Annotated in this window: 18 protein-coding genes; 8 read left to right on the top strand and 10 right to left on the bottom strand. The window is 39.8% G+C overall.

The genetic code is table 11. The features are described from left to right. Nucleotides 1-4: 4 nt before the first annotated feature. Complete coding sequence (locus HHO47_RS10380; RefSeq protein ID WP_169020247.1) at nt 5-451, bottom strand: Hsp20 family protein; 447 nt, start codon at nt 449-451, stop codon at nt 5-7. Nucleotides 452-827: 376 nt separating this feature from the next. On the opposite strand from HHO47_RS10380, the gene HHO47_RS10375 reads away from it, so the two are divergent. Continuing rightward, the gene (locus tag HHO47_RS10375) at nt 828-1,091 is read left to right on the top strand and encodes a GrxA family glutaredoxin (protein ID WP_149983014.1); all 264 of its coding nucleotides are present in this window, start codon (nt 828-830) and stop codon (nt 1,089-1,091) included. Between the two features lie 160 nt (nt 1,092-1,251). Next, nucleotides 1,252-3,072 carry a DEAD/DEAH box helicase gene (locus HHO47_RS10370; RefSeq protein WP_169020246.1) on the top strand — a complete coding sequence of 607 codons (1,821 nt, stop codon included), beginning with the start codon at nt 1,252-1,254 and terminating at the stop codon, nt 3,070-3,072. Between the two features lie 100 nt (nt 3,073-3,172). Here the strand turns inward: HHO47_RS10370 and HHO47_RS10365 are convergent, their stop codons facing one another. The 5 genes from HHO47_RS10365 to HHO47_RS10345 all read right to left on the bottom strand — a co-directional run bounded on the left by HHO47_RS10365 (nt 3,173) and on the right by HHO47_RS10345 (nt 8,080). Next, entirely contained in the window at nt 3,173-4,300 is a 1,128-nt protein-coding gene (locus HHO47_RS10365; protein WP_169020245.1) for a hypothetical protein, read from the bottom strand. 106 nt (nt 4,301-4,406) lie between these two features. Continuing rightward, entirely contained in the window at nt 4,407-5,966 is a 1,560-nt protein-coding gene (locus HHO47_RS10360; protein WP_169020244.1) for an AbgT family transporter, read from the bottom strand. 155 nt (nt 5,967-6,121) lie between these two features. Next, complete coding sequence (locus tag HHO47_RS10355) at nt 6,122-6,397, bottom strand: YfcL family protein (RefSeq protein ID WP_169020243.1); 276 nt, start codon at nt 6,395-6,397, stop codon at nt 6,122-6,124. Between the two features lie 2 nt (nt 6,398-6,399). Further along, complete coding sequence (locus tag HHO47_RS10350) at nt 6,400-7,536, bottom strand: ATP-NAD kinase family protein (RefSeq protein WP_169020242.1); 1,137 nt, start codon at nt 7,534-7,536, stop codon at nt 6,400-6,402. After that, entirely contained in the window at nt 7,526-8,080 is a 555-nt protein-coding gene (locus HHO47_RS10345) for an elongation factor P hydroxylase (protein ID WP_169020241.1), read from the bottom strand. Before HHO47_RS10345 ends, HHO47_RS10350 begins: the two co-directional genes overlap by 11 nt. 361 nt (nt 8,081-8,441) lie before the next feature. Between HHO47_RS10345 and HHO47_RS10340 the strand changes: the two genes are divergently transcribed. Next, nucleotides 8,442-9,041, top strand: coding sequence for a 2'-5' RNA ligase family protein (locus HHO47_RS10340; protein ID WP_348981650.1), 600 nt, complete (start codon nt 8,442-8,444; stop codon nt 9,039-9,041). Between the two features lie 5 nt (nt 9,042-9,046). Here the strand turns inward: HHO47_RS10340 and HHO47_RS10335 are convergent, their stop codons facing one another. Both HHO47_RS10335 and HHO47_RS10330 read right to left on the bottom strand, forming a co-directional pair. Next, complete coding sequence (locus HHO47_RS10335; protein WP_169020239.1) at nt 9,047-9,406, bottom strand: DUF4112 domain-containing protein; 360 nt, start codon at nt 9,404-9,406, stop codon at nt 9,047-9,049. A 34-nt stretch (nt 9,407-9,440) separates the two neighbouring features. After that, nucleotides 9,441-9,944: a glutathione S-transferase gene (locus tag HHO47_RS10330; RefSeq protein WP_348981649.1), complete on the bottom strand. Its 504-nt coding sequence runs from the start codon at nt 9,942-9,944 to the stop codon at nt 9,441-9,443. On the opposite strand from HHO47_RS10330, the gene HHO47_RS19775 reads away from it, so the two are divergent. Then, complete coding sequence (locus tag HHO47_RS19775) at nt 9,874-10,071, top strand: helix-turn-helix domain-containing protein (protein WP_169020238.1); 198 nt, start codon at nt 9,874-9,876, stop codon at nt 10,069-10,071. The two genes, HHO47_RS10330 and HHO47_RS19775, sit on opposite strands and share 71 nt — an antisense overlap. A 136-nt stretch (nt 10,072-10,207) precedes the next feature. Continuing rightward, the gene (locus tag HHO47_RS10320; protein ID WP_169020237.1) at nt 10,208-10,468 is read left to right on the top strand and encodes a hypothetical protein; all 261 of its coding nucleotides are present in this window, start codon (nt 10,208-10,210) and stop codon (nt 10,466-10,468) included. A gap of 15 nt (nt 10,469-10,483) precedes the next feature. On the opposite strand, the gene HHO47_RS10315 is transcribed toward HHO47_RS10320, so the two are convergent. Further along, nucleotides 10,484-12,481, bottom strand: coding sequence for a winged helix-turn-helix domain-containing protein (locus HHO47_RS10315; RefSeq protein WP_169020236.1), 1,998 nt, complete (start codon nt 12,479-12,481; stop codon nt 10,484-10,486). Between the two features lie 129 nt (nt 12,482-12,610). Between HHO47_RS10315 and HHO47_RS19355 the strand changes: the two genes are divergently transcribed. From HHO47_RS19355 to HHO47_RS10305, 3 genes are all read left to right on the top strand, one after another. After that, nucleotides 12,611-13,492, top strand: coding sequence for a hypothetical protein (locus tag HHO47_RS19355; RefSeq protein ID WP_248290980.1), 882 nt, complete (start codon nt 12,611-12,613; stop codon nt 13,490-13,492). Nucleotides 13,493-13,533: 41 nt separating this feature from the next. Further along, nucleotides 13,534-14,316: a hypothetical protein gene (locus tag HHO47_RS19350; protein WP_248290979.1), complete on the top strand. Its 783-nt coding sequence runs from the start codon at nt 13,534-13,536 to the stop codon at nt 14,314-14,316. A gap of 364 nt (nt 14,317-14,680) precedes the next feature. Next, nucleotides 14,681-14,839 (top strand): hypothetical protein, encoded by a 159-nt coding sequence (locus HHO47_RS10305; protein ID WP_169020235.1) that lies wholly within the window; start codon nt 14,681-14,683, stop codon nt 14,837-14,839. An 18-nt stretch (nt 14,840-14,857) separates the two neighbouring features. Here the strand turns inward: HHO47_RS10305 and HHO47_RS10300 are convergent. Then, nucleotides 14,858-15,251 (bottom strand): IS66 family transposase (locus HHO47_RS10300; protein WP_169020234.1); only part of this gene is annotated, 394 nt, incomplete at its 5' end.

Raw genomic sequence — 15,251 nt, 5'->3', positions numbered from 1 at the left:
GCTACTATTTGCCTTCTAGTAAGTTACCACTGCCAATTTCAATTTTACGTGGTTTAAGTGCTTCAGGGATCTCACGTTGCAAATCGATGCTAAGTAGCCCATTGGCTAAATCTGCGCCGAGTACTTTAACGTGGTCACCTAACTGGAATTTGCGCTCAAAGTTGCGCTCAGCAATGCCTTGATGAATAAATTTGCGCTCTGCGCTATCATCTTTATTGGCTTTAATCCCAGCAACTTTTAAAGTGTTATTTTCTGACTCTATCGTCAACTCATTATCACTAAAACCGGCAACAGCCATAGTGATGCGATATTTGTCTTGATCGAGTGCTTCGATGTTATACGGAGGAAAACTTGGCTGCTTGTCAGTGCGAGCTGCCGCATCCATTAAAGATGCTAAATGATCAAAGCCAATGAATGAACGATAAAGTGGTGATAAATCTACTGTACGCATAATAATACCCTCATATTTAAGCGATATTTTGCATGTGCTTTTCGATTGAACAAGCGCAGGCAAAGTTTAATTAATAATATAAATTTCAATTACTTCTATTTAATTGGGACCCATCAGGCGTCCTCACTAAACTATATATGGACGGCAAAATTGTTTTCAAGATTATTTTTGAAAAAAATAATGAGTTTGCTGATCAATATAATTATGTGGTCAATGAACAACCACAGTTCACAGCGCGCTCAATGGGCTATTCGAGTAAATTAGGAATAAATTTGCGGACAAGTAACTAAAAAATTGAACACGCCAATCGCTTTTTTACGCTTTTTTTATTTTTTTTATTAGTTAAGATGAATGTAAATAAATAGAGGAGAGCGATATGTTAACTGTAATTTTTGGCCGTGAAGGCTGCCCTTATTGTGTACGTGCTAAAGATGTTGCTGAAAAACTAGCAAATGAACGTGATGATTTTAAATACCGTTATGTTGATATTATTAAAGAAGGCGTGAGTAAAGCCGATTTAGAACAATCAGCAGGCAAACCTTGCCCAACCGTGCCACAAATCTTCATTGACCAAGCACACATCGGTGGTTTCACTGAATTTGAAGCTTACGCTAAAGAAAATCTTGGACTTTATCAATAAGTTCTGTATAAAATTTGTTAATCAATTTGATTTACCCACAATCAAATTGATTAAATTATAACCAACATCAACTACATACAAATTAGTTTCAATTTATACAAGCATTTGCCTCGTAAATCCTATATAATGCGCGCCTCTTTAAATTCGTTGAGGCGTATTAATGTCAGAACCAGTCACGTTTGAATCTCTAAATCTTTCTCCTGCAATTTTGAAGGCAGTTGAAGAGTTGGGTTACAAGACACCATCTGAAATCCAAGCTCAATGTATACCGTTATTGCTAGAAAGAAAGGACGTACTGGGACTAGCACAAACGGGTACAGGTAAAACCGCAGCATTTGCACTGCCGTTACTAAATAATATTGACCCGTCTGTGAAACAGCCACAGATCCTTGTACTCACACCTACACGTGAGCTTGCGATCCAAGTTGCTGAGGCATTTGAACAATATGCAAAAGGTACTCGTGGTGTTGAAGTATTAGCACTATACGGTGGCCAAAGTTACAGCATTCAATTAAGCGCACTTCGTCGTGGCGCTCAGATCATTGTAGCTACTCCAGGTCGATTAATCGATCACATAAATCGTGGCACTATCAAGTTTGACAGCTTACAAGCACTCGTACTTGATGAAGCCGATGAAATGTTACGTATGGGCTTTATCGATGATGTTGAAAACATCATGGAAAAAACGCCGCGTGAAAAGCAAACATGCCTTTTCTCTGCGACCATGCCTAAGCAAATTCAAAACATCAGCAGCAAATATATGAATAACCCTGAACAGGTTCATATCTCTGCGCGTAACTCAACGGTATCATCTGTTGAGCAAGTGTTTTGGAATGCCAGCGTACACAAAAACAAAGCGATTGTTCGCTTTTTAGAAGCTGAACAATATGAAGGTGCGATTGTTTTCGTACGTACACGTAACGATACAGTGCAACTTGCTGAGTTATTAGAGCGCGAAGGTTTCTCTGCAGCTCCACTTAACGGTGACATGAACCAGCAAGCACGTGAACGCACAGTAGAACGCTTAAAAAGTGGCATGCTAAATGTTGTTATCGCAACAGACGTTGCAGCACGTGGTCTAGATGTTGACCGTTTAAGCCTTGTTATCAACTACGATATCCCACAAGATTCTGAAGCCTACGTTCACCGTATCGGCCGTACAGGTCGTGCTGGTCGTACTGGTAAAGCGATTCTTTTCGTAAAACATAACGAACGTTATTTACTTAAAAATATCATTCGTCATACAAATTCAGATATTGCACAAGTTGAATTACCAACGGCTAAAATTGTTGAAGAAAAGCGTATTGCAGCGTTACAAGCTAAGCTTACTATCGCGCTTGAAAACAAAGACATTACTTTCTTCAATGAAGTTGCTGCTAACATGGCGCAAAAGCTTGAACTTGCTCCTGAAGACCTTGCGGGTGCGTTATTGTGTTTAGCACAGCAACAATCACCTATTAAAGTTGAAGAAGTTAAGATTCAACCGCGTGAACGTAACGAACGTAATCCTCGCAATGAGCGTAGTGATCGTGGTCGTCGTAACGAACGTGGTGGTGAACGCGCTGAGCGTAAACCTCGCGAGCGTAACAGCCGTGATGCAGGCCCTATGGATACATACCGTATCGAAGTAGGCCGCGAGCATGGTGTTCAGGTTAAGAACATTGTTGGCGCAATTGCTAACGAAGCTGATATCTCAAGCAAGTTTATTGGTGACATTCGTTTACACGATAATCACAGTACGGTTCAATTACCGCAAAACATGCCAAAAGATGTACTTGATCATTTCCAAAAAGTGTTTATTTGTAAACGCCCAATGGGAATGACACTAACAAAAGCTGAAGCAGCTTCTGAGCGCCCTGAGCGTAGCGAACGCCCAGCTGGTGATAAGAAACGCAGCTTTAATAAAGATGACAGCCCACGCGGTGATAAGCGTAGCGGTCCTCGTAAAGAACGTCGCCCAGTAAGCTTCACCGCTAAGTAAGCAACGACTCTTTAGTAAAAAACCTTGGCATGAAAGTGCCAAGGTTTTTTTGTGCCATTTTAGCGTAAGTCGTCAGCTATAAGTCAATTCTGCGTTAAGATTAATGCCGCAGGTTAAATTGATTTACACTTGATGGTTCTAGCTGCTCGAGGTTACTCTTAGCATAACGAACAATTTTACTGTCATATTCATTTTTATCATTTAATGTATTGAGCAGACTATAATATCGATTATTACCTTGTTTCCCAATGACTTTTATTAACCAAGCTACAGCATCAATAGTATAGCTATCTTCTTGATAACGATTTTTCCAAATAGCACTAGCAACTTTATCTAGCTCCAACTCTGAGAGTTCGTCTCTTTTATAATATTCTTTGGCTATATGCTGCAAAGTGAGCCCTGAAGATTCAAGCTGGTTGGTTAATTGCGTGCTACCATCAAAAATATTTGGAAATACCCTTAATACATACCCAGCTTGTTTATCACGCTCAGTAAATTGAATTTTACCTAACTCGTTATAAACATATTCAAAGTGGCTTCGGCGCATAGTAAAAAAATTGCCTTTATCATAAACAATTGAGTCAGGCTCCCCTATTTTAGCTAACACTAAATCAAGACTTTCGCCTCCCTTTATATTTGAAAATAAAGCTAGTTTATCTTTTTTCACACCATGCGATGAACGAGTTGTATCAGTGTTTTTTGCTATAAATGAGTTCGTAGACTCAATCGTTGGCGTAGTGTTACCTTCTGAAAGTACAACTACTTGTGAAACAATATCGCCATTAATATCCTCAATCCACACTGCTGAACGCTGTTTATTTAATTCACCAGAAACCAAATAGTGTTTATTTACTTCAGGCAGAAACTCTATTTCGCCACTAACAACATAATTTGCATCTGAATTAAACAGGTAACCAACAGGTGCCCCATGCATGATCTCACCCGATAATAATAACTTAGTTTTTACTGCTGGCAACCGATGTGAATACCCTTGAGTATTAAGTGCACCATTTTGACCACTAGATGCGCTATAGCTCTTCGTATAGGCGTTTACAACATCTTTTCCATTTACTTTTTGGATATAAAACATGCCTGCAGTTTGAGAACTCGATATTTTGAAACTGTCGTCGATTGTGCTTAATGGGCCTGTGTAACCCTCGGGGATTGGGTTATGTGTAGTTACACAACCGCTCAATAGTAAACTAAGTATAATAAAACTGTATTTCATAAAAAATGGATCCATAGTGATTAATATTTAAATTAATTTTAGTAAATAGTTAAGTGTTGCCTCAGACTAGAAAACCTTATCACTTTTATGATGAGGTTATTCTATATTAAGGCGCTAATGCCGGGTATACATAGCTGGCATCTAATCCAAGCGGAATACCAAGTGCCCAGTAGCCGAGTAGAAATAAACTCCAACCAATTAAAAAGGCGATTGAGTACGGTAACATCATCGCGATGAGCGTGCCGATACCGGTGCCTTTAACATATTTTTGGCAATACACCACGACCAGCGGGAAGTACGGCATTAATGGCGTGATGATATTTGAGCTGGAATCCCCTACCCGATATGCCGCTTGAGTTAGATCCGGTGAAATCCCCAGCTGCATCAACATAGGTACAAATACAGGGCCTAACAGCGCCCATTTAGCTGAACTTGAGCCAACAAACAAGTTGACAAAACCTGTTAAAAAGATAATGCCAACAACGGTTACCGCACTCGGTAATTGCATGGCTTTTAACAGCTGTGCCCCTTCAATTGCCAATAATGCGCCTAAATTAGATTTACTAAAGGCTGCAATAAACAAGGCACAGAAGAACGCCATTACAATGTAATACGCCATGCCGCTCATTGCTTTGCTCATGGCATCTATCATATCTTTAGAGCTTTTAAAGGTGCCGACGGTAAAACCATAAACTGCACCAGGTATCCAAAACAGTAGAAAAATTAGCGGCACGATAGATTGCATTAAAGGCGAGCGAAAGTTAGTTAGCGAGCCATCAGCGCTGCGCATTGCTGAATCTGCAGGCGCTGACACAAACGCTAATAATGCAAGGCCTGCGACCATTACTGCACTTGCAATAAAAAAGGCACGTTTTTCGTCGCTATGGGCATCTTCAAACGCAGGTAAGTCTTCTTTGTTACCATCCAACTCGGTATTTTTTAACCGTGGTTCAATAATTTTATCGGTGATATACCAACCTAACATCACAATAAATAAACTTGATGCTGAAGCAAAGCCCCAGTTATTAAGCGGGTTAATCGACATCGCTGGGTTGATAATTTGGGCTGCACTTTGGGTAAAGCTTTGCAGTAATGGATCGATCCCTGATGGAATAAAATTAGCACCAAAGCCACCACTTACTCCAGCAAAGGCGGCGGCAATACCTGCAAGTGGATGACGTCCTGCGGCATAAAAAATAACCCCTGCTAGTGGAATAACTAACACGTAACCCGCATCAGTTGCGGTATGGCTGACAATAGCAACGAGGATAATTGAAGGGGTAAGTAATTGCTTAGGTGTTACTTTAAGCAGTAACTTTAAACCGGTATTGATAAAACCAGAATGTTCAGCCACACCTACACCTAGCATAGCCACTAACACCACGCCCAATGGCGCAAAGCCAGTGAAGGTTTTTACCATTGACGATAAAAAGGTGGCTAATGAGTCACTTGCTAACATATTATTGATTATGATGGCTTCGCCAGTACGCGGATCGATAGCGTCAAAATTGACACCCGATAACCACCATGACAACAACCAAATTAGTAACATGGCAAATAAAAAGATAATTGCCGGATCAGGTAGCTTGTTGCCCACCCGCTCTACAACGTTTAAAAATCGTGCAACTAGCCCTACCGGCATTGCTGCATCATTGTTATTATTCATTTCGCTTGTTCCCTAGAATTAATACTTAGCTACATTACCGTAAATGCTGCTTTAGGTAAATTTTAAGTGAATAGAAAACACTCTTTTTAGGGACGTTATTATATCGAGCGCACAAAAAACGGCTAAAGAGCCGTTTTTTGTGCATGAGCTGAATATTAAGCCAAAGCTTTTACTTCATCCCATAATCTTACGACAAGGGTTTTGTCTTCTTCATTAAGCTCGCCGTTGCGATACGCTTTCACTAAGCTTTTTTCAACGGTTTCGTTAAGCTCATCAATTTCAAGGTTCAGTTCTTCAACTTGCGCATAACCTACCGCTAAATCAAAATGGCCTCGTAAATAACCACCGGCAAATAACTCATCATCAGTAGCTTTGATCACTAAGTCATCAAAATACTGTTGGGCTGCATCAATATAATTTACTAAACTCACTTTTACTTCTCCTGTGCTTGCAGGGTATCTTGGTGACCCACAGCGTACATAACATGGTCGTTAAATCCGGTTGTTACCCGAATATAACCGCTTAATTGATCATCTAATTCGCTATCACCGGTATCGGCAATCAGCGGTCGGCCATTTAAGGCCTGTAATTTAGTTTTGGTAGCTACAACGATAATATTGTCTTTACCAATAGCGCGAATGAGTGCGGGGCTTAATTGCTGATTACCCCGGCCAAAAATGTGGCCTTGCCCACCAATTAGCGTGATCACTAATTTAGTGCTGCGTGCATAGGTAATTGCTAATAGCTGTTGCGCTGTTAAGTCTTGTGCAACTAAGTTTTGATTCTCAACTAAATCAACCCCTAACAAGGTATTTTCAAGCCCCATTTCTTGCATGATGGCCTCAACCGTTGAACCACTCCCCATCACATACAAGGTGTCTTCTTCCATTTCACTAACAACATGCGCGGCAATATCTGCCAGCACCAATTCGTCGGTTTCTTTACCGCCATTTTTAACCGCTTGTACATAACGTACTTCACTGGGCACTTGCATTTCGCCGTAACGTTTTGCTTTTACTGTCCCTAGGCGGAACGCATCCTCGTCAATATCCATCACATCCGCATCAGCTAGGGTTACTAACTCACCTTTAACTAGCATTTCAACAACTCGACCTGCTGCTTTTGGGGTAATAGCATACACGCCCGAGTGAATTTTGCAGCCCGCAGGAATACCCAGTACAGGCACTGTGTCTGCCACTGCGTGACATATATTACGGGCTGTGCCATCGCCACCGGCAAATAAAATTAGGTCTACGCCCAGTTGCTGAAATGCTTGAGCGGCAAGCTCAGTATCTGAACTCGTGGTCGAACGCTCGCTGTGATAAATAACCTCAGTCGCGAAACCAAGCTCTTTGGCCGTATTCTCGCCCATTGCATCATTAACAGTGTAAATGCTAAGCAGATCCTTATAAGGCAATAACACCTCAAGCGCGGCCTTGGTGCGCAAATTTGCTTTAGGCTCAGCACCGAGCTCTATTGCTTGGTAAGCCATACCGTCACTGCCTTTAAGTGCTACGCTACCACCTAACCCCGCTACTGGGTTTACAATTAGCCCTAACTTAAACTGCATTACTGAACTCCTGAGGATGTTGCCATACAAACTGTGTGGCAGTTAAAGGCCATGGCGTATTATAAAAATCGCTTAACGCTTTTAAAAGAGCAGTAGTGCGAGGATTAAAGCCATTTTTTATTAATTGTAGAAGCTGTTGATGTACACGCTTCTGGAAATCAAATCGACAGGTTTGCTCACCATTTAAGTTATCGACCGAGACATTAAACTCAAAACTGGCAGCAACACTAAGCGCCCATTCAATGGCCTGCGGCTTTACTTCAACCGCTTCAAATTCAGCTTGCTGCGCTTTATCACGGCCATCTGGGCAATACCAATAACCATAATCTTCCAATAACCTACGCTTATCTCCCGCCACCAGCCAATGAGCTATTTCGTGCAGTGCACTGGCATAAAAACCATGCGCAAACACAATTTGATGATACGGCGTATCAGCGTTAGCTGGCGTGTAAATAGGCTCATGCACGCCTTTGATCAAACGCGTATTATGGCTTTGATAAAAGATAGTTTCAAAAATAGATATCAGATCGGCTATTTGATGCATAAAAATTTGATTATTTACCTTACTAAAATGCGGCTAACACAATTAAAAACGAGGCGAATTGTACGGGCTTTTAGCAAGAATGTAAAAGTGGATAGCCGCTAGGCAACCTCTCGTTGTTGGCTGTTCTTTATTTCGTAAGTTTAATTAATATGCATAAGGCAAAAATTAACTATTTACTGCAATCTATCTCCTTTTATTTACTGTTTGAGCAATAAACTTTACCATCTTTGTACTTAGTAAATAAAATTCTAAAGCCATGCTGAAATTATCTGTTAGAAATCGACCAAAGCTTTTACTTGTTTCTTTAATTGCCCTAATAAGTATACCCCTGCCCTTATTTGCAAAGAGTATCAGCATTAATGTGTTTGCAATTCCTTCAAAACCAATCATTAATCTAGTTGAGCAAACCAGTGATGCCTTAAAAAAACAAGGAATGATCAGTTTTTACGAAAAAGGCAAGCCAGTGCACGCTACTTTGTATTTAACTGATTTTACTGAAGGGTCTGAGGAGGCAATTAAACGTGCGGTAAAAGCTATCACCGAGCAGCATCAAGCGTTTGCTATAACAGCACAAGGCTTTACTGTGACACAAAGTAATTGGGCGTTTATTAACTTACAGTATTCATCAAAGCTGCAAAGGCTATCGGATGAAGTAACAATGGCGATAGAGCCATTACGTGACCCAAATACCGCCATACCCGATTGGGTTAAAAACTATCCGAATAAACTCATGGCGTTTGAACGCTATGGTAGTCCTAATGTATTTCAAAACTTTCAACCTCACCTAACCTTATTAGCAAACGAAAAAAGCCCTAAACTGGCTATTTTAAATAAACAAATGCAGGCTAAACCGCCTCGAGCAGAAGGGAAAATAGTCGGCATAGGGATTGGCATTTCAGACCAATTTGGCCAACAAAAGCAAGTGATTGCAGAATATTTTTTCCAAAGCGATAACAACTAACTTGTTTATTGTTGTTGCTTTGCTAGATAATTTTTTAGCAATCGGGTGTTACGGGTATTTGCTTTAAAGTAAGCATCAAAAATATCACCGACAAGCGGAATTAGGCCACCAAAAAAATCAATCAGCATATTGATCACTATCCGTAATTTTATACGTTTACTGACTCCTAAGCGCTGGGCTTCAAACAAAACATAGCTTGATAAAATAAGCCCAGCCAAATCGCCAATACCAGGTAGAATACCGATCAGGGCCTCCACGCCAAACTTGAACCGAGTAAAAGGAATACCAATACTGCTGTCGGTAAAACGACTAAACTTCTCTAACCGCTTTAAAGCAGCTTGGTGTGATAATTTAATCTGTTCCATACATCCTCATAACTTTAGCGCTTGGCAAGTTACTTTAAATAACATCAACCCCCGCTTCATCGCAAGCAACAATATCTGTTTCTTTACTTGATCCAATGATCCACTGTTGTAATGTAGGACAACTTAAAACATGCTGACAATAGTGCTCAGAGGCAGTGGATAATGATATTTGATAGGTTTTTAATCTAAGTACAACAGGCGCATACATAGCATCAGCTATACTAAATTCACCAAACAACCACGCATTTGGGTAACGTGCTTGTTGTGTAGCAAAAATTTCATCAATACGGGCGAGATCTTTTTTCGCCGCCGCCGATAACTCAACTTTACGCGTTGCACGAATATTCATTGGCATTTCATTACGCAGCGCCATAAAGCTTGAATGCATTTCTGCACTTAAACTACGAGCAATTGCTCGCTGCACACTATCCGTAGGCCAGGCTGCATTAGATAGATAAGCATCATTGATGTATTCACAAATTGCTAATGAATCCCATACCTGTAGTTCAGCATCAATCAAAGCAGAGACTTTTTGCACTTTTGTTGAAACAGGCAGTTTTACTCGCGCTGCTCAACAAGTATGCCGCACCCAATCGGCAGTGAGTATGCAAATGAAAAAGCACGAACAAGAGCTGGATAATCCATTGTTTGTCAAACAAGGCTGACAGCTTGTACTATCCTCAAGTGGCGTTCACTTAGCCAGCTACGCAAAACAATTATTAGCACTACATGATGAAGCCTATAAACAACTTAAAATCGGAGGAGGGCAAACCCGCGTACGCTTAGCCTGCCCAGACGATTATGCAGGGACGGACTGTATTACCTAAAATTGTGGCTTTATTACATCAGTATATAGCACACCTTGATTTACAAATTAGTTGCGCACCCACTAATCAACTCAAAGCACAACTCGACCAAGGTTTGCTTGATATGGTGATAGCGACGCGCTCGCCCAACTCTAAAGAAGGTTATTTTTTACAATCAAGTAAAGGTGTATGGGTTAAAAGTCCCGAATTTAACTATCACGCTGATATGCCCTTACCTTGTGAATCTTGGGTATAAATAAGTGTTTCAAGACTATCGCAGCCTTACCAAGGTGCGTGTTCTTTTCGGTTCAGTGAGATACAAAAACTGTGTACTATCGTGCGAGGCATTAATTAGCATATTACCCTTCTCATTCTCGATATGGTGTATTTCTGAGCGGGCACTTTGTAAATTAAGCTGAGTGAGCTGATAGCCCTGTTCCTGCTCTGAGGTAATGTTCAATGTTTGCTCATCGACCGCCAGACCAATAATATCACTATCATCTGCGTGCCATACTTGAGCAAAATTGCCATCTTGATCAAGTCGAAATACCTGTTTGTTGTTAGAAAAATAAATCTGATCGTGTTTATCTAAAGCCATTGCATAACAAGCCAATCGCTCTCCTTGGCCTGTGAATGGTGTTAAGCTTAATGTTTGTAAATCTAGTTTTGCAGGATGAAATGTAACGCCATCGTCAGAGCGATATGAAACCAAGATAGCCTCTTCATTATTAAACTTTTCTCTGAGATAAAATGAATGGTGAAGATGGGGTATTTGTTGATAATCGCCGCTATTTAAAGCTATTCGAAATAACTTATCTTTACTTGCCGTGATCACTTCTTCACCATTTTTTGACCAAACCACCCCAAACAACTCTTCATTATTTGGGTTTGCAAAAATCAGCGTTTGTTTACCTTGCTCATATAAAAATAACTGTTTTAAACCAAACCGATGGGATTCAAATACAAACTTAGTTGAATCAGCTGAAAACACCGGTAAAAAATCAACCGACGAGGTATCAACAATTTTTTCATACTGCTGAGGGGCCGTATTTGTTGCACGTAAAATATCAACATCAACATTCACCAATTCCATCAAAATCTCCTCACCAGAGGGTGTAAATTTGGCATCACGAATAATTTTATAGTTATTAAAAGCGATATCCGTTGAGTTACCCTGGCGATCAATAAGTAATAGGTTATTGGTGTTGCTTATCAGCAAGTATTCACCGCTTGGATGCCAACTAAGCCCGTGAATACCATCTTCGATAACGGCAATTGCTTTGCTACTATTATCCGTTAAATTCAGTATTTCAATACGGTAGTTATTTTGTCCTGCTTCATAACCAAGCGCTAATTGCGTTTGATCTGGCGACAACGCATGTAACTTTAACCAGTCTTGCCCATCAGAGGCTTTAATTACCTGTTTTTGTTTGGTTTCTATATTGACTGTCGAAAGTTGTGTGTCATTTTTGTGTTTTCGTTGTTCAATAAAGTAAATCTGATTGTTATTAGTCCATTGTAATTGCTGGCTAGTAACTAAATATTCTTTAAGTTCCAGTACCTTAGCATAATTTAAACTCGTTAGATTTACCATATCTAGATTAAAATACGCTAATTGGCTAATATCATTTTGTTTTTCTATAAAAGCCAATGCACGATTATCCGCACTCCACCCTAGACTAGAGTAGGTCGATGGATATTGGGATAACTGTACCTCTTTCCCTGTCGCTAATTCTTTTAGCCAAATATGCTGGTTGTTATCATCGCCGCGAACAAATGCTAGATACTTGCCGTTATGAGATTGCGACAGATAGGATTCATTTGCTTCATTTGACGTAATAGGCACCAGTACCGAAAAATCTGTTTTTACTGCTTCTTGATCCAAGCTCAGCCAGCCGCCAATTAAACACAGTAGTATTACAGTCGTAAAAATCAGTATTGCTCTCGTTACTGTTTGTGGTTTCTCTTCATCAAGTGCAAGGCAATAACCCCGTTTCGGGTGGGTAATAATGAATTTGGGATTTTTAGAATCTTCATTTAATGCTTTTCTCAGCAGTGCAATATTGCGCTGCACATTGCTTGGGCTAAATACTGAATTTGGCCACACTGCTGCAAAAATTTCTTCTTGGCTAACGACATTACCCCGTTTGGAGTACAAAAATTGGAGTACATCCATGACCTTAGGTTCGACAACTTGTTCACTTTCAACGGATGAAATTTTACACCGACTAACATCAACAGTAAAATTCCCTATACGAAACCCAGTCACTTAAAACTCCAATAAATATATATAAATCATAGCTTAAGATTTTATTAAGATAAACTCAAGGGTTATTACATTGCTGACTTCATTAGTTAAGTTGATGGTTCGTGCACCTGTTACTAAGTAATAAAAAAGATGCAACGGATATTATCTACATTCATTATTTTTATTAGCGCGTTTTTGCTATTTCAAATTCAACCTATCTTATCAAAAGAACTACTGCCTGAGTTTGGTGGTGGCGCTTCAGTGTGGTCAAGCAGTCTGTTGTTTTATCAAAGCATGCTCTTACTGGGCTATTTATATGCCCATTTGTTAAGCCGTTATCAACTCAAGCAACAACTACTCACTCATACATTATTAATAGTTTTAGCCACTATGATCACCTTCAGTGATTTTGATTTCACTGTTTTTTTATCACTGTCACCGACTTGGTCGGTGATCGCCAAATTGTTTGTCCAAGTAGGCCTGATTTTTATGTTGCTTAGTGCCACCAGCGTGCTTTTGCAACGTTGGTATATTGAATCAACCAATGCAAAAGTACCATACCATTGGTATTCACTTTCTAACCTAGGCTCACTGATAGCTCTAATAAGCTACCCCTTTATTTTTGAAGTGGCATTTTCAATCAATGAACAAAAGCACTATTGGAAAACGGGGTTATTTACTTACAGTGCGCTGTTGCTGTGCTTGATTTATGTTTTGTTTAAACATGGTCAGCTTACAAAGCAAATAATTTTAAAACCAAAAACTAACTTGCTGATCAAACCTAACTTACTTTGGATTGCATTCTCTGCAACCAGTTCAATTATGTTAATTGCAACCACGCAGATGATCAGCATTAACATCCCGCCCATGCCGTTGATTTGGGCATTACCATTGGCAATTTATTTGCTGACCTTCAGTTATACTTTTGCTGCCGCAAAAAACTATAATCGCGCTCATTGGACATATTTACTTATGCTTAGCGTATTTGCAGGGCTTATTATGTTTTCCTCGGAAGCCAATTTAATGCCCTAGCCCAGCTGTTAATTTATAGTTTTATTTTATTTACTGTTTCTATGATTTGTCATGGTGAATTGCGTAAGCTCGCGCCAGATAGCTCGCTGCTTACAGTATTTTACTTATATATAGCCTTAGGTGGTGTGCTTGGTAGTTTACTCAGTGCAATACTCGCTCCTATGCTATTTGAACAAATAACAGAATATATTGTCGCGTTAGCTGCATTACTCATGCTATTTATCTATACACAATTCACACAAACAAAGCGCCTATCAACGCTTTATAAAACCGCTTTACTCGCCACGCTGATTGTTTGGGGGGCAAGTTACGGTTACCTCTTTATTAATTTCAATCAATACAATTTAGCCTCTGAGAGAAACTTCTATGGGTATGTCACTGTAAAAGACATAACAACCGCAAGTTTCGCTGAAAGGCGTTTAATCGACGGCACCACAATTCATGGTTCAGAGCCTCTAAATAAACAAACGGAGCTCACAAACAGCTATTACCATCAACATACTGGCATTGCAAAATCACTGTCAGCGCTAAAAAGTCAGCAAGATTTAAACATTGGCATTGTAGGCTTAGGGGCAGGTGTATTAGCAAAGTTTGGCGATCAACATGATAAAATCCGTTTTTATGAGCTTAATCCTGCGGTTTATAACATGGCGCTAAATTATTTTTCATATTTAGCAGATAGCTCTGCACAAATTGAGGTTGCCATTGGCGACGGTAGAATAACCTTAACAGAAGAAGTAAATAATAAAGCACCATTGATGAATGCATTGATCATTGATGCCTTTTCTAGTGATGTAATTCCAACTCACTTACTGACTGACTGAAGAAGCATTTGCACTTTATTGGCAGCGACTAACACGCGATGGTTTACTGATCCTACATATATCCAATAACCATATAGATTTAATGCCTGTGCTACAAATACACAGTAAGCGCTTTAATAAATCAATGCTGAAATTTAATTACAGCAGCAGTCTTTTAGGATCGCAATGGGTGGTACTGACTAATAACCAAGCATTTTTAAATTCGATTTCGCTTAGTGACTTATCACCCATTATTACCAATTCAAAAACACCTTTAGCTCAGTGGACTGATCAAAAACATAGCCTTATTCCACTCATAAAACTTTGATGCATTAAATGGATTACCTGTGTTATTGTTTTTCCAGCCGTTACTCAAGGAGCAGATATGTTTAGCTGGTTCAGAAAGAAAAAAGAAGTATTTTTAAGCCCAGAAGTCAATGGGGTTGTTACAGAAAATGGCACACCAATTGCCAACTTAGAAATCATTCGCTCATTAATCTATATAGATGAAAAAGTCCGCAGAGATATAGCAACTACAGAGTAAGCGTATAGCTAACGACACCTAGCCTTGCTTAATATTCCAAGGTAGCAGTGGCTCAAGGTTACTTGGCTGCTCTGCAATATGTTGCAAGCACGTTGAGATGTAGTCATGCACTACAAGATCATTTGCCTTTGCGGTTTCAACAAGACTATAAAGTATGGCGCTGGCATGTGCACCCTTGCAGGTATTTGAGAATAACCAGTTTTTTCGCCCTATTACGAACGGTTTTATAGCTCGCTCTGCTCGGTTATTATCAATACTGAGCCTGCCATCATCGAGGTAACGTCGGAATTTCTCAAACTGGTTTATCGCATAGGTAATTGCTTTACCTAGCGCCATTTGGGGTGGGATTTTATCTTTGTGCTTTATCAACCATTGATACAATTCATCAACGATTGGTTTGGCTTTTTGCTGT

Source organism: Pseudoalteromonas arctica (assembly GCF_012927645.1).
GTDB classification, from domain to species: Bacteria; Pseudomonadota; Gammaproteobacteria; order Enterobacterales; family Alteromonadaceae; genus Pseudoalteromonas; species Pseudoalteromonas arctica_A.
This window is presented reverse-complemented; position numbering and strand designations above follow the sequence as displayed.

What these genes read in the sequence shown, in the direction of transcription:
- HHO47_RS10380 (WP_169020247.1), bottom strand. Translation starts at nt 451, where the DNA reads ATGCGTACAGTAGATTTATCACCACTTTATCGTTCATTCATTGGCTTT.
- HHO47_RS10375 (WP_149983014.1), top strand. Translation starts at nt 828, where the DNA reads ATGTTAACTGTAATTTTTGGCCGTGAAGGCTGCCCTTATTGTGTACGT.
- HHO47_RS10370 (WP_169020246.1), top strand. Translation starts at nt 1,252, where the DNA reads ATGTCAGAACCAGTCACGTTTGAATCTCTAAATCTTTCTCCTGCAATT.
- HHO47_RS10365 (WP_169020245.1), bottom strand. Translation starts at nt 4,300, where the DNA reads ATGAAATACAGTTTTATTATACTTAGTTTACTATTGAGCGGTTGTGTA.
- HHO47_RS10360 (WP_169020244.1), bottom strand. Translation starts at nt 5,966, where the DNA reads ATGAATAATAACAATGATGCAGCAATGCCGGTAGGGCTAGTTGCACGA.
- HHO47_RS10350 (WP_169020242.1), bottom strand. Translation starts at nt 7,536, where the DNA reads ATGCAGTTTAAGTTAGGGCTAATTGTAAACCCAGTAGCGGGGTTAGGT.
- HHO47_RS10345 (WP_169020241.1), bottom strand. Translation starts at nt 8,080, where the DNA reads ATGCATCAAATAGCCGATCTGATATCTATTTTTGAAACTATCTTTTAT.
- HHO47_RS10335 (WP_169020239.1), bottom strand. Translation starts at nt 9,406, where the DNA reads ATGGAACAGATTAAATTATCACACCAAGCTGCTTTAAAGCGGTTAGAG.
- HHO47_RS19775 (WP_169020238.1), top strand. Translation starts at nt 9,874, where the DNA reads ATGTATTCACAAATTGCTAATGAATCCCATACCTGTAGTTCAGCATCA.
- HHO47_RS10320 (WP_169020237.1), top strand. Translation starts at nt 10,208, where the DNA reads ATGCAGGGACGGACTGTATTACCTAAAATTGTGGCTTTATTACATCAG.
- HHO47_RS19355 (WP_248290980.1), top strand. Translation starts at nt 12,611, where the DNA reads ATGCAACGGATATTATCTACATTCATTATTTTTATTAGCGCGTTTTTG.
- HHO47_RS19350 (WP_248290979.1), top strand. Translation starts at nt 13,534, where the DNA reads ATGATTTGTCATGGTGAATTGCGTAAGCTCGCGCCAGATAGCTCGCTG.
- HHO47_RS10305 (WP_169020235.1), top strand. Translation starts at nt 14,681, where the DNA reads ATGTTTAGCTGGTTCAGAAAGAAAAAAGAAGTATTTTTAAGCCCAGAA.